17 protein-coding genes are annotated in these 13,850 nt (G+C 31.8%); 11 read left to right on the top strand and 6 right to left on the bottom strand.

Features of this window, described 5'->3' with window-relative positions; translation table 11 throughout:
* Nucleotides 1–636: GLPGLI family protein (locus Q0616_RS07140; protein ID WP_298776098.1), on the top strand; the 636-nt coding region annotated here is incomplete at its 5' end.
* Between the two features lie 31 nt (nt 637–667).
* Here the strand turns inward: Q0616_RS07140 and Q0616_RS07135 are convergent.
* The 3 genes from Q0616_RS07135 to Q0616_RS07125 all read right to left on the bottom strand — a co-directional run bounded on the left by Q0616_RS07135 (nt 668) and on the right by Q0616_RS07125 (nt 2,911).
* Nucleotides 668–1,609 (bottom strand): substrate-binding domain-containing protein, encoded by a 942-nt coding sequence (locus Q0616_RS07135; RefSeq protein ID WP_260542555.1) that lies wholly within the window; start codon nt 1,607–1,609, stop codon nt 668–670.
* Nucleotides 1,593–1,787 carry a C4-dicarboxylate ABC transporter gene (locus tag Q0616_RS07130; RefSeq protein WP_171623327.1) on the bottom strand — a complete coding sequence of 65 codons (195 nt, stop codon included), beginning with the start codon at nt 1,785–1,787 and terminating at the stop codon, nt 1,593–1,595. The genes Q0616_RS07135 and Q0616_RS07130 overlap by 17 nt, the downstream gene beginning before the upstream one ends.
* 173 nt (nt 1,788–1,960) lie before the next feature.
* Nucleotides 1,961–2,911, bottom strand: coding sequence for a hypothetical protein (locus Q0616_RS07125; RefSeq protein ID WP_286483827.1), 951 nt, complete (start codon nt 2,909–2,911; stop codon nt 1,961–1,963).
* Nucleotides 2,912–3,032: 121 nt separating this feature from the next.
* Between Q0616_RS07125 and Q0616_RS07120 the strand changes: the two genes are divergently transcribed.
* The 9 genes from Q0616_RS07120 (at nt 3,033) to Q0616_RS07080 (ending at nt 11,438) form a co-directional block, all read left to right on the top strand.
* Entirely contained in the window at nt 3,033–3,680 is a 648-nt protein-coding gene (locus tag Q0616_RS07120) for a hypothetical protein (RefSeq protein WP_171623329.1), read from the top strand.
* A 112-nt stretch (nt 3,681–3,792) separates the two neighbouring features.
* The gene (gene trpS / locus Q0616_RS07115; protein ID WP_171623330.1) at nt 3,793–4,764 is read left to right on the top strand and encodes a tryptophan--tRNA ligase; all 972 of its coding nucleotides are present in this window, start codon (nt 3,793–3,795) and stop codon (nt 4,762–4,764) included.
* A 118-nt stretch (nt 4,765–4,882) separates the two neighbouring features.
* On the top strand, nt 4,883–5,212 hold the full coding sequence (locus Q0616_RS07110; RefSeq protein WP_171623331.1) for an iron-sulfur cluster assembly accessory protein: 330 nt from the start codon (nt 4,883–4,885) through the stop codon (nt 5,210–5,212).
* A 1-nt stretch (nt 5,213) separates the two neighbouring features.
* Nucleotides 5,214–6,068 carry a hypothetical protein gene (locus Q0616_RS07105; RefSeq protein WP_284583429.1) on the top strand — a complete coding sequence of 285 codons (855 nt, stop codon included), beginning with the start codon at nt 5,214–5,216 and terminating at the stop codon, nt 6,066–6,068.
* 4 nt (nt 6,069–6,072) lie between these two features.
* Entirely contained in the window at nt 6,073–7,530 is a 1,458-nt protein-coding gene (sufB, locus tag Q0616_RS07100; protein ID WP_171623333.1) for a Fe-S cluster assembly protein SufB, read from the top strand.
* Between the two features lie 173 nt (nt 7,531–7,703).
* A complete protein-coding gene (locus Q0616_RS11895; RefSeq protein WP_366940283.1) occupies nt 7,704–7,919 on the top strand; it encodes a four helix bundle protein in 216 nt (71 codons plus the stop codon).
* Nucleotides 7,920–7,958: 39 nt separating this feature from the next.
* The gene (gene sufC / locus Q0616_RS07090; RefSeq protein ID WP_171623335.1) at nt 7,959–8,714 is read left to right on the top strand and encodes a Fe-S cluster assembly ATPase SufC; all 756 of its coding nucleotides are present in this window, start codon (nt 7,959–7,961) and stop codon (nt 8,712–8,714) included.
* A gap of 78 nt (nt 8,715–8,792) precedes the next feature.
* Nucleotides 8,793–10,112, top strand: a complete 1,320-nt coding sequence (gene sufD, locus Q0616_RS07085; protein WP_284583430.1) for a Fe-S cluster assembly protein SufD — start codon at nt 8,793–8,795, stop codon at nt 10,110–10,112.
* A 102-nt stretch (nt 10,113–10,214) separates the two neighbouring features.
* Entirely contained in the window at nt 10,215–11,438 is a 1,224-nt protein-coding gene (locus tag Q0616_RS07080) for a cysteine desulfurase (protein ID WP_286483831.1), read from the top strand.
* A gap of 78 nt (nt 11,439–11,516) precedes the next feature.
* Here the strand turns inward: Q0616_RS07080 and ssb are convergent, their stop codons facing one another.
* The 3 genes from ssb to Q0616_RS07065 all read right to left on the bottom strand — a co-directional run bounded on the left by ssb (nt 11,517) and on the right by Q0616_RS07065 (nt 13,073).
* Nucleotides 11,517–11,843: a single-stranded DNA-binding protein gene (ssb, locus tag Q0616_RS07075; RefSeq protein ID WP_171623337.1), complete on the bottom strand. Its 327-nt coding sequence runs from the start codon at nt 11,841–11,843 to the stop codon at nt 11,517–11,519.
* Between the two features lie 77 nt (nt 11,844–11,920).
* The gene (locus Q0616_RS07070; protein WP_171623338.1) at nt 11,921–12,304 is read right to left on the bottom strand and encodes a DUF3037 domain-containing protein; all 384 of its coding nucleotides are present in this window, start codon (nt 12,302–12,304) and stop codon (nt 11,921–11,923) included.
* Nucleotides 12,282–13,073: a HipA family kinase gene (locus Q0616_RS07065; RefSeq protein ID WP_171623339.1), complete on the bottom strand. Its 792-nt coding sequence runs from the start codon at nt 13,071–13,073 to the stop codon at nt 12,282–12,284. Before Q0616_RS07065 ends, Q0616_RS07070 begins: the two co-directional genes overlap by 23 nt.
* Before the next feature lie 107 nt (nt 13,074–13,180).
* Between Q0616_RS07065 and Q0616_RS07060 the strand changes: the two genes are divergently transcribed.
* Nucleotides 13,181–13,831: an ElyC/SanA/YdcF family protein gene (locus Q0616_RS07060; RefSeq protein ID WP_225541814.1), complete on the top strand. Its 651-nt coding sequence runs from the start codon at nt 13,181–13,183 to the stop codon at nt 13,829–13,831.
* The last annotated feature ends 19 nt before the right edge of the window (nt 13,832–13,850 follow it).

The raw sequence follows: 13,850 nt of genomic DNA, 5'->3' as shown, positions 1-13,850 counted from the left end.
AATGATGTAAAGCTATCAAAATCAGAGGTTGTAAAAAGACTAAATGAACAAATGAAGATTCCAAAAGAATTTAGTTTAATAACCAATAAAGAAATTTCTAATTATAAAGCGTACGAAAAAATTGATAATAATAATGAAGGATCAAGAACAACAAGCTATACATTATCTTCGAATGGAGGAAATGGTGATTTAGTAAAACAATTTGTATCTGGATTTTATTATCATGAAGCTGATGTTTATGGAAAAAAGTTTGTTATAAAGGATACATTGCAAAACTTTAATTGGGTTCTTACGAAAGAAACAAAAACAATAAATGGATTCAATGTTAAAAAAGCTACAGCAAAAATAAAAGATGTTAATTTAACAGCATGGTATGCAGTTGATTTGCCTTATAAAACTGGTCCGGATAAATATCAGGGATTACCAGGGTTAATCTTAGAGGTTGGACAGGTGAATAATGATGATATTAATACTGTGATTTCTTATAAAGCCGTTTCCATAATAGAAAATAAAAAGAATAAATTAGAACTTCCTAAAAAAGGAAAAATTGTTTCATTAGAAGAATATAAAGTCAATTATAAAGAAATTATTGATAAACAGAATGAAATGATTAGTGAGGGGGTTAGTAAAGATTAATAAAAAAACCTTCCAATTCGGAAGGTTTTTGTTATTGTATCGGTTGTTCTAAATTATTAATCTGAACTTCTCTTTTAAATATGTAATAAGGTTGAAGACTTTCGCGCGTCACAATTTTCTGTCCACGTTGCGATCCCACAAATCGCGTAAATCCAGCGCCAATTCCAAAACCAACTTCATTTTTTAGGATATAAATTTCGCGATAAAAAGGATAAACACCATATTTCAAATTCGGAATAGTTGGTAATGCTAAATTTCCTTTATCATCTGCAATGGCTAATATTTTTACCTTTTTTAGGTATTCTTCAACTTTCGGATTTCCTTTGTCGCTCAAAATATTCAAGCCTATAATCCCGATTGCTGTTTTATCTTTTTGCAAATAATCAATCACTTTTTCTGCATCGCCCATTGCATTTACTTTTGCCCCTTTTTCTACTGTTAATTTTAGTTTATCATTTACAGTATTGTAATTGGCAGAGTTTGGATGATCAAAAACAAAGGTCATTTTCGGATCATTTTTATACAAATTATCTTTGATATCTGTAGTCGTAATAGAATTGATTGGATGATCAACAGAAGTGATGAAAACAGTTGCATCCAATGCAATTACAGATGAGATATACTTGGTTGTCGTTTTGTTAAATAAGTGTTGTTCTTGTGCTTTTGTTAACGGTTTACTAACCATTAATAATGGAATTTTACCTTCATAAAAATCTTTGATTGCTTTTTCTTCAATCTCTTCATTTATTGTGATTTTTACATCTGGATAATCAACCATATACATATTTGCTAACGAATTAGCCAAATTTTTAAAACTTGGATCTACAGTCATTGTCAAATTTCCATATTCGTGTAAAGCTCGTTTAACAGGAGTTTTTTGTTCGGCTTTTGTTAATTTTTCTTTGTCTTTACAACTAAAAGTGGAAAAAACGAGAAAGGCTGAAAGTGAAAGTAAACTAATTTTTTTGATCATTTTTATAAGATTTTATACCACGATATACGCGAAAAGCTCCATAAACAATAAATAAAATCCCCATTAACATCGCGTTTGTATCATCTAATTTGACGATAAAAAACTGATATTTCCAAGTAAAAATTCCGATCAAAAAATAACCGAAACCAATCAATCCGTAAACAATACTCTTATTCATAATTCGCGACGAAGTTACAATTTTATTGTGTTAAGATTGACTTAAAACTTAAATTTTATACGATATATATACATTTTTAGCTAAGTTTTTTTGAGAAATTATTTCTTAAACAAGATGAAACCATCACACTCAAAAATAGAATGCAATGGTTTCAGAAAGAAAAGTATGATTAATTATTCTGCTGTTTGAAATTTGACAGGGATAGAGAAAATTAAATTTGCATCAGAACCATCTTCTAATTTGGCAGGTGTTATTTTTTTACCTTTTCGTAGAATTTGTTTATTGATTCGTTCTAATGCAGATTTAGCTTCTTTTCCTAAATCTTGATTACTTCCGCTTAACGGTTTTACCTGCGAAATTTCACCATTTTTATTCACGACAAATTGCATTTTTGCAACCGCTGTACTCAAATTATTTCGAGATGCAGTTTCACCAAAATCACTTAATTCATATCCCAATTCTTTTGAGATTTTATCGCTCATACATTTTGTTAAAGCGACATTTCCTTTTTTACTTTCATTTTCACAACCAGGATAAATCGCCATTACAGCAGCATTTTTAGCTGTAATTGTAACATTCGTATTGATCACAGGTTTTTCAACTTTTGGTCCTTCTGCAATACTTGTGTTTTGTCCGCCAGTTTTATTTCCTGTGTCACTTACTTCGCCGCCACCAACTTGTCTAGCTGATGCGATTCCTTCTCTATTTTCTGTTCCAAGATCAACACCTTTCAATTCATTAACAGGTTTTATTGTTTCTTCAACTTGAGGATTCTCTTTTGGTGTTGGGATAACATATTTCACTTGTTCTGTTTTCAATTGAATTGTTTTCTCTTCCATCGGAGGATCTTCTTTTGGTGGAGTTACATCTTCTTTTTTTGGAGGTTTTACAGGGTTAAAATCTTCCATATTAACAGTAACTCCAGGAAGATCAGTAGAAATTGTTGTAGCTTTCATTGCTCTGTTATTCGCATAAATAGTTCCTCCTGTAATTAATGCAACAAGACCAATCCCTACAAAAAGAGATTTCATCAAATCGTGGTTGGCCACTTGTCTCAATTGGTACGCGCCATATTCTTTGTTTCGGTTTTCGAAAAGAATGTCTAAAAAAGCTTTGTTACTCATATCAATATAATTTTAAGGTTAATACTTGTTTTTTCTTTATAGATTCATCTTTTAACAAAAAGGTTGGTTGAGGTTTGAAAAATTTTTAAAAAAAGTTTAATTTTATTGAAAAGTCAATTTTATGGAACTACAAATAGAGAAGAAATGTAAACAGAATTGGATGGAAATGAATTCGGTTTCTGATCAACAAAAGTTTTGTGAGGTTTGCTCTAAACGTGTGCACGATTTGGATCATTATTCATTCAAAGAATTAAAAACTTTTCTGAATGAAAATCCTACTGCTTGTGTAAAAATAAAAACAAGGAATTTAGAACAGTTTAATTCTTATGAAGCTTCTCATTCAATTGCAAATCAATCTAAAAAGTGGTTGCAATTTTCATCTTTAGTGGGATTTTTAAGTTTTTCGACTTTAGCAAAAGCGCAAACAGAAAATGATTCGATTGTAGTGCAAGGAATTATTAATGATGGTAATGGTTTTCCAGAATATGATATTCCAGTAAATCTTAAAAATTCTAAAAATATTGTATATACAAATGAAAATGGAGAGTTTAAAATAAAGGTTCCGATTAATCAAGATTCTTATACTTTAGAATATGATAGCTTTGGAATTAAAGAATTTACTTTTATAAATCCTTCTGTATGTCAGAATATAAAAACAGAAATAGGAGATGTACTTTTAGGAGAAGTTGTTTATCTTAAAAAATCATTTTTCCGAAAAATAGGTCGCACAATTTCTTGGCCATTTCGGCAAATTGGGAAGCTTTTTTAGTTCATCCATATGTTTTTCGTCATTTTAGTCAATTAATTCAAATAAACTTGATCTTACAATTAGTGCATTTCGTTGATTAAGTCTATCTTTGTTCCTTAAATTTTTTAAACAAATGCCAAGAATACTTACAGGAGTTCAAGCTACTGGAACTCCGCACTTAGGAAATATTTTAGGAGCAATTTCACCTGCTATCGAATTGACAGAGAAGGAGGGAAATGATTCATTCATTTTTATTGCAGATTTACACGCTTTGACGCAGATTAAAGATGCAGAAGTGTTAAAACAAAATACGTACGAAGTGGCTGCAACATGGCTTGCATTAGGTTTGGATCCATCGAAAGTGGTTTTCTACCGTCAATCTGACGTTGCAGAAACAACAGAATTGACGTGGTATTTATTAAACTTTTTCCCTTTTCAACGTCTTACATTAGCGCATTCTTTTAAAGACAAAGCTGATTACTTAGCTGACGTGAATGCTGGTTTGTTTACGTATCCAATTTTAATGGCAGCTGATATTTTATTGTATGATGCGGAAGTTGTGCCTGTAGGGAAAGATCAATTGCAACATTTAGAAATTACACGCAGTGTTGCAGAGAAATTTAATCATCAAATGGGCGAAACATTTGTATTACCACAAGCAGCAATCGACGAAAATATAATGTTGATTCCTGGAACAGATGGGAATAAAATGTCTAAATCAAGAAATAACTTTATCAATATTTTCTTACCAGAAAAACAATTGCGCAAGCAAGTAATGTCAATTGAGACAGACTCTACGCCGTTGGAAGATCCTAAAAATCCTGACACAGATAATGTTTTTGCTTTATACAAATTATTGGCTTCTCCTGCGCAAATAGAGGAAATGCGTCAAAATTATTTGAAAGGTGGCTATGGTTACGGACATGCGAAACAAGCGTTGTACGAATTGATTTTAGAAAAGTATGCCGATGCAAGAGTTCGTTTTGATGAATTGATGAATGATAAAGATACATTGGATGCGTTTTTAGAAAATGGTGCTTTAAAAGCAAGAGATGTTGCTCAAAAGGTGCTGAAACGTACACGAGTAAAATTAGGATTGAAGTAATTTGATCCAATTTTAGTTGGCGATAAATAATATAACTTAAGCGATTGTTAATATTTATATCGTTCATTATTTGAATTCATTTTAAATAAGTATCTTTGCAATATAAAAATAGAATCAAATGATTAAGGTTTCAGAATCAGCAAAAAATAAAATAATTGCACTTTTACAAGAAGAAGGAACTTCTATCGAGGAGTCTTTTGTTCGTGTAGGAGTTACAAGTGGCGGATGTTCTGGATTAAACTATAATTTAGAGTTTACAAAAGAACAAGGTGCAGATGACAAATTGTTTGACGACAACGGTGTTAAAATTTTGGTTGACAAAAAATCATTTTTATACCTTGTTGGAATGACATTAGAATATTCTGGTGGATTGAATGGAAAAGGATTTGTATTCAACAATCCAAACGCGTCTCGTACGTGTGGTTGTGGTGAAAGTTTTGCTGTTTAAGATGAGAAATTTAGCTTTATTTATTTCGTGTATGATTGGTTTTGTTGCTTCGGCACAAAATACAATTGTAGAAAAAGATTTGATGGTTTTTCAACCAACAGAAACATCTAAAAAGTTAAATAAAGCTTATTCAGAACATTTGTTTTTTGGATTGTTCGGAATAAAACCTTTTATAAAAGCGTTGGATTTGAACGAATCTAAAATAAAAACGATTACCATTACCAATGCATCAAATAAAAAAGTAGCTTATAAAGCAACTTATGATGCAAACGAAAACCTTCTTGATTTCGAATTGACAGAAGAGGTTGCAAAGCCTATGAAAGTAAATTATACTTATAAAGATGGTGTGATTTCTTCGGAAACAATCGAGAGAAAAGGAAGTGAAACAAGAACAAATCAATTTTTTTACGACCAAGATAAAATGTATGTTAAAAATGCAAACAAGCTTTTTGATATCGTTTGGTTAGAAGAAGATGTGATGTTAAAAAAAACATATTTAGAACAAAAAATAGGTTTTGAAGACCGATTGATGCACAATTGTAGAATTACTAAATCATTAGGTCAGGACATGAACAAGATTTGTTACAGCAGTTCAACATTCAAAGTGCCATTCAAAATAAATGAATATACGCCTGATGTTGCACCAAAATCAGAGCGAATTAATTTGAAAGAAGGCGTATGGTCAGAAATTAAATTAATTTCATCAAACAACTATCAGATTTTGAAAAATAATCAATCATTATTTGAAATTATTTTGGATCAAAATCAACGATTAAAAGAATTTAAATTTTTAGGAAATAAAGCTGATAAACAGCAACCTTTACAGTTTAATTTTACCTATACATTTTATAAATAATAAGATGAGTAACACAAAATATACAGAAGACGATCTACGTGAAGATCTTGCCAGTCAAAAACAATATGAGTTTGGTTGGACGACTGAGATGGAATATGAAGATTTTCCAGTCGGATTGAATGAAGATATCGTGCGTGCTATTTCAGCCAAAAAAGAGGAGCCTGAATGGATGACTGAATGGCGTTTGGAAGCTTTCCGTGCTTGGCAAAAGATGGAAGAACCAGAGTGGGCAAACGTAACTTATGAAAAGCCAGATTTTCAGGCTATTCAGTATTATGCAGCTCCAAAGCCTAAGAAAGAATTAGCAAGCTTAGATGAGGTTGATCCTGAATTATTAAAAACATTCGAGAAATTAGGAATTTCTTTAGACGAACAAAAACGTTTGTCTGGAGTTGCTATCGATGTTGTTTTTGATTCAGTTTCAGTAAAAACAACTTTTCGCGAAACGTTAGCGGAAAAAGGAATTATTTTTATGTCAATTTCGGAGGCCATTAAAGAGCATCCAGAATTGGTGAGAAAATATATTGGTAAAGTAGTGCCACCAACAGATAACTTTTATGCAGCTTTAAACTCTGCAGTTTTCTCGGACGGATCTTTCTGTTATATTCCAAAAGGTGTTCGTTGTCCAATGGAATTGTCAACATATTTCCGTATCAACTCTGCAGGAACAGGACAATTTGAACGTACGTTATTGATTGCGGACGAAGGGTCTTATGTATCATATTTAGAAGGTTGTACAGCGCCTATGCGTGACGAAAACCAATTACACGCTGCGGTGGTTGAGTTACTTGTGATGGATGATGCTGAAATTAAATATTCAACTGTTCAGAACTGGTACCCAGGAGATGATAAAGGAAAAGGAGGTGTTTTCAACTTTGTAACAAAACGTGCAGTTTGTGAGAAAAACGCAAAAGTATCGTGGACACAAGTAGAAACTGGTTCTGCTGTAACGTGGAAATATCCATCTTGTATCTTGAAAGGTGATAATTCGGTAGGTGAGTTTTACTCAATTGCTGTAACAAATAATTACCAACAAGCAGATACAGGTACAAAAATGATTCATATCGGTAAAAATTCTAAATCGACTATTATTTCGAAAGGTATTTCTGCTGGTAAATCTCAAAACTCTTATCGTGGTTTAGTGAAAGTAATGAAAAATGCAGAAGGAGCACGTAACTTCTCTCAGTGTGATTCATTATTGATGGGTAACGAATGTGGAGCACACACGTTCCCTTATATTGAAATCGAAAATAAATCGGCTCAATTAGAACACGAAGCAACAACTTCTAAAATTGGTGAAGATCAATTATTTTATTGTAACCAACGAGGTATTGATACAGAAAAAGCGATTGCATTAATCGTAAACGGATTTAGCCGCGAAGTATTAGATAAATTACCAATGGAGTTTGCTGTAGAAGCAAAAAAATTATTAGAAATCTCATTAGAAGGTTCTGTAGGATAGTTTTGACTAATGAGTTAATGTGAAAATTTGTCAATGAGTTAATGATGGAAAAAGATAATATTATTTTAAAATTAACTTTAGAATTTTCACTATTAATTATAGAATATTGTGAAGAACTTGAAATGAATAAAAGATTTGTTATTTCAAATCAATTGTTAAAATAAGGAACTTCAATTGGAGCAAATATTAGAGAAGCTCAAAACGCTGAAAGCTTGAATGATTTTATTCACAAATTTAAGATTGCAGCAAAAGAAATTGATGAAACCAAGTATTGGTTAGAATTATGTCAATTATCTAAAAATTATCCAAATACAGAAAGTTTAACCGAAAAATTGGTAAACATTTCTAAAATTGTGAATAAAATTATAAGTACATCAAAATCAAGATAATTAGAAAATTATCACATTAACTAATTTACAAATTAGATTATGTTATTAAATATAAAAAACTTACACGCTCGTATTGAAGAGCGCGAAATTTTAAAAGGTTTAAACCTTCAAATTAATCCAGGTGAAGTTCATGCAATTATGGGACCTAACGGAGCTGGAAAATCAACTTTATCAAATGTAATTACAGGTAAAGAGGAATACGAAGTGACTGATGGTGAGATTGAATTTAAAGATGAATCTATCTTAGAGTTGGCTCCAGAAGAAAGAGCACAAAAAGGTATTTTCATGTCTTTTCAATATCCTATTGAAATTCCAGGTGTTTCTGTAACAAACTTCATCAAAACTTCGATCAACGAAACGCGTAAAGCGCAAGGATTAGAAGAAATGGGAGCTTCAGAAATGTTGAAATTAATTCGTGAGAAAGCAGATTTATTAGGAATCAAAAAAGATTTCTTATCTCGTTCTCTTAACGAAGGCTTCTCTGGAGGAGAGAAAAAGCGTAACGAAATTTTCCAAATGTTAATGTTAAACCCAACATTAGCAATCTTAGACGAAACAGATTCAGGTTTAGATATTGACGCTTTACGTATTGTTGCGGATGGTGTAAATGAATTTAAAAATGAAAACAATGGAGTGTTAGTAATTACACACTACCAACGTTTATTAGACTATATTGTTCCTGACTTTGTACACGTTTTAGCTGACGGAAAAATCATCAAATCTGGTGGTAAAGAATTAGCTTTAGCGTTAGAAGAAAAAGGTTACGACTGGGTTAAAGAAGAAGCAGGAATCTAAACATTTTGTAAAATGTAAAATGTATTAAGTACAAAGTACTTTTTACTTCTTACATAATACATTAATACAATATCTAAAATGATTGATTTAAAAGAAAATTTAGTTTCTCGTCATTTAGTGTTCAACGAAAAAAATAAGGTTAATAAAGGAATCGAAGGGCTTCGACAAGAAGCAATCGAAATCTTTAACCAAAAAGGTTTTCCAACACGTAGAGACGAAGAATGGAAATATACAAATCTTGCTCCTTTGTTGAAGGTGGACTATAAATTGTTCCCAGAAGACGAAGTGGCAATTGAGTACAAAGACATCAAGAAATATTTGATTAATGATATTGATACTTATACTATCGTATTCATTAATGGAAAATATTCTTCGTTTTTGTCAAATACAACGCATGATGAAGCAGATATCTGTGTATTGTCAAGTGCAATGCATAAAACAACTCATCAAGCAGTAATCGAGAATTATTACGGAAAAATTGCGCATAAAGATGAAAGCATGGTTGCGTTGAACACTGCTTTTGCAAAAGATGGAGCTTATATTTATGTTCCAAATAATGTTATTTTATCTAAGCCAATTCAAATCGTATATTTCTCTACAGGTGCATCTCAGGAAGCCATGTATCAACCTCGTAATTTGGTAGTAGTAGGTGATAATGCACATGTTCAAATCATAGAAAGACACCAAACGTTAGACGGTAAAGCTAATTTAACAAACGTTGTTTCAGAAGTTAACGTTGGTCGTAATGCAGAGATTCATTGGTACAAATTCCAAAATGATTCTCATGATGTTTCGTTGGTAGATAATACCTACATTAACCAAGAAAGAGATTCTCGTGCCAATGTATTTACGTTTTCTTTTGGAGGTAAAATTGTTAGAAATAACTTAAACTTCTTCCAAAATGGGGAAAACTGTAACTCTGTAATGGATGGAATTACTGTTATCGGAGGAAAACAACACGTCGATCATCATACTTTTGTAGAACATAATTTCCCAAATTGTGAATCACATGAGTTATACAAAGGTATTTACGATGACAAAGCTCAAGGTGTTTTCAATGGTAAAATATTTGTACACAAAGAAGCTCAAAAATTGAATGCTTTCCAACAAAATAATAATGTATTATTATCAGATGGAGCTTCAATCAATACAAAACCTCAGTTAGAGATTTTTGCAGATGATGTAAAATGTTCGCACGGATGTACTGTTGGGCAATTAGAAGAAGAGTCATTGTTCTATATGCAGCAACGTGGTATTCCAAAGAAAGAAGCAAAAGCAATGTTGTTATATGCATTTGCAGCTGATGCTTTACGACATGTACAAATTCCACAAATATCTAATCGTGTAAATGCCGTAATTGCTGAAAAATTAGGCGTTAGTTTAGATTTCGAATTATAATTGAATGTACGAAAGTATTAAGTCATAAGTATAAAGTTGTAAGTTTACTTACAACTTTTTTTAAACCTAATACATTTTACAAACTACATAATACAATAAAAAATGTCAATAGATATCCAACAAATAAGAAGTCAATTTCCAATTTTAACTAGAGAAGTCAATGGAAAACCATTGGTTTATTTAGATAATGGGGCAACTTCTCAAAAACCAAAAGTTGTTTTAGATGTTTTAGATGAATATTACGAAAAATACAATGCAAATGTACACCGTGGAATCCATACCTTAAGTCAGGAAGCAACTGATTTGATGGAAGAGTCTCGTCGTAAAATTCAGAAATTTATACATGCAAAATATGATCATGAAATTATTTTTACGCGTGGAACAACGGAAGGAATTAATTTAGTTTCAAATTCATTGCGTAATGTTTTGACGGCTGATGACGAAATTATTATTACCGAAATCGAACATCATTCTAATATCGTTCCTTGGCAATTGTTGTGTCAAAGAACAGGTGCGAAACTGAAATATATTCCGTTAACTGCAGAAGGTATTTTGGATATTGATAAATTAGATGATTTATTGACAGATAAAACAAAATTAGTTTGTGTTAATCAGGTTTCTAATGCGTTGGGTGTTGTAAATCCTATCGAAACGATTATCGAAAAAGCGCATGCAAAAGGCGCTTGGGTTTTAATTGATGCTGCGCAATCTGCACCACATACAGTGATTGATGTACAAACATTGGATTGTGATTTCTTGGTTTTCTCTGGGCATAAAATGTATGGACCAACTGGAATTGGAATATTGTACGGAAAAGAAGATGTCTTGAATGAATTACCACCTTTTCATGGAGGAGGAGAGATGATAAAAGATGTAACAATGGAAGTTTCTACCTACGCTTGTTTACCATTCAAGTTTGAAGCTGGTACACCAGATATTGCTGGAATTATCGGACTTGGAGCTGCGGTAGATTTTATCAATTCGATCGGTATGCAAACGATTCATGATTATGAAAAAGAATTGGTAGATTATACCATTCAACGTTTATCAGAATTTGATGAAGTTGTGATCTACGCTAAAGATGCAGAGCATTCTGGAGCGGTTTCGTTCAACTTAAAATTTGATGGCGTACATTCGTCAGATGTCGGTATGATCTTGGATAAAAAAGGAATTGCAGTGCGTACTGGACATCATTGTGCACAACCAATTATGCATCACTTTAATATTCCAGGCACAGTGCGTGCTTCGTTCGCTGTTTACAATACAAAAGAAGAAATTGATATTTTTATTGATGGTTTAAAAACCGCGATTAGAATGTTGGGATAAATATATTTCTAAACTTATTTAGATTATCATATAAAACAATAAAAGGGAAACATCACTGTTTCCCTTTTATTTTAAACGCTAAAGAAGCACAATTTCATCAACTACAATTTCGGTCATATTTTTTGTAGTACCTTCCTTATCTTGGTATTCTCGATAAGTTAATTTACCAGCAACTGCGAGCTGTTTTCCTTTTTCAACATGCTTTTCAATAATACTTACAATTGGTCCATATGCTACGATATTGTGCCAAATTGTATTTTGTACTTTTTCATTTTTGTTGTTTGTGTAACTCTCGTTTGTAGCTAAACTAAATTTTGCGAACTTCTTGTCGTTTTCAAATGTTTTAATTTCAGGATTGTTTCCTACATTCCCAATTAATTGAACTTTGTTTCTTAATGTACTCATGGCGATAAATAATTTAAATTAATGTAAACCAAAATTAAGAAATAAAATTAAAACATTCGTTTTTAAGTATTTAACTTTTATAAAACATGTTCTTTGTACAATCTATCTAATGTTTTATCTAAATTATAAGTCTTTCCAGGATGTGGTCGTGATGATTGAATTGATGAGCTACGCACAGCAGTTAACCATCTAAAACGTTCGGGAGTTTCAAAATTAGAAATAGCTGATTCGGGATGAATTCCTTCTGCTATTTTGGATAAAGCATTCAAATTGCTGTCAATAAAATCAAGGTCTAATTCATGGCAAAAAGCATTGATTCGTTGATCATTGATGAAATATTTGACTTTCAAATAATTTTGCTTTTTCGAAAATAATATCACTCCAACGTTAATAAATTCTTCGCGCTCTACTTTTGGAACTAATCGAAGAATGGCATACTCATATAAGATTTTTTCTGGCATTGTTCGCTTCGTTTATAAATAGTGCTGAATGTTGTAATCGTGTTTTGATAAATGTTTTGTAAACCGTTCTCATTTCTTCAAACGACGCATGTGTTACCTCTGTTTCTAACCATTCATCGGGAATTAAGTCTACAATTTTATCAATAATTTCATCATTTAGTAATGCTTTAAATTCGGTGTCAACTTCTTCAAGTTTTGTTGCATTTTTCAATAAAACATGATCTTTAATTGGTGCAAATGGAGCAATTGCTGCTTTTTCCCAATTGTCCCACGAATGATGGAAATAATAAGAAGCTCCATGGTCGATTAACCACAACTCTTTGTGCCACATCAACATATTTGTATTGCGAAATGTACGGTCGACATTTGTTAAAAAAGCATCTAACCAAACAATTTGAGAAGATAATTTATCATCAATTTTCATTACCGCAGGGTCATAATTGATTGCTCCAGACAAATAATGTAAAGCTAAATTTGTTCCTTCGCTAAATTTTAATAAATCTTGAATTTCCTCGTCTGCCTCCGATTGTCCAAAATATTCGTCCAATAAAGCAAAAACTAATTCAGGAACTTTAAAACCTAAAATACGAGCAATTTCACCTCCTAACAATTCAGAAATTAACATTCGAGGTCCATGCCCTGCGCCTTTAAATTTTATAACATATTTAAAACCGTCATCCGCATCAGCCAATGCAGGCAAAGAACCTCCTTCGCGCAAAGGTTGCAAATAGCGTTCTACAGTAACTGTTCTTAATTCAATCTCATTCATTGCCTAAAAATACGATGAAAAATTTAAAGTAATTTTCACATTAATAATTTTTATATGTGACTAATGTTATGGATTTTTGAAAGTTAAAGGTTTTAAAGAAAAAGATATTGAGTAAACTTGTAAAAATAGGAAGATTTGTAATGCGTAAAAGTATGCTAACCATTGGTATAATAGCGGCTTTCACTTTAGTTATCGCATTAATTATTCAGATTCTTACTTCTTACTATATTTACAACTATCAAGGGAATATTCCACAGGATTATCGAATAGCAGTTGTGTTTGGGGCAAAAATACAAGCAAATGGACAACCAACTCGTTTTTTGAAAGATCGTTTGGATGCTGCAATTCGACTTTATGAAGAAGATCAAGTGGATGTGATTTTACTTTCTGGAGAAAAAATCTATGAAAACTTCAATGAAATTGATGTAATGGAAAAATATTTATTGGATAGAGGGGTTAAGATTGAAGATACTTACCTTGATGGAGCAGGATTAGATACGTATAGTACAATTTATAGAACTAAAAATATCTTTCGATTTAATAAAGTGATTCTAATTTCTCAATCCTATCATCTCAAAAGAGCATTGTTTTTAGGGAAAGTTTTTGGTTTGGATTGTATTGGATATAATGCAGATAATGGACCTTATAAAACAGAAGGTAAACAGAGTTTTAGGGAGGTTTTAGCGAATATTAAAGCGTTGTTAGATATAGGGAAGGATAGAACACCCGAAGTGATTATAGCACCCAAAAAAGAATAAAAAAAACCGTTCAACTTTT

Source organism: uncultured Empedobacter sp. (assembly GCF_937930195.1).
In the GTDB taxonomy this organism is placed as follows: Bacteria; Bacteroidota; Bacteroidia; order Flavobacteriales; family Weeksellaceae; genus Empedobacter; species Empedobacter stercoris.
Note: the sequence above shows the minus strand (reverse complement) of the source record. Positions and strands in the feature narration are given on the sequence as shown.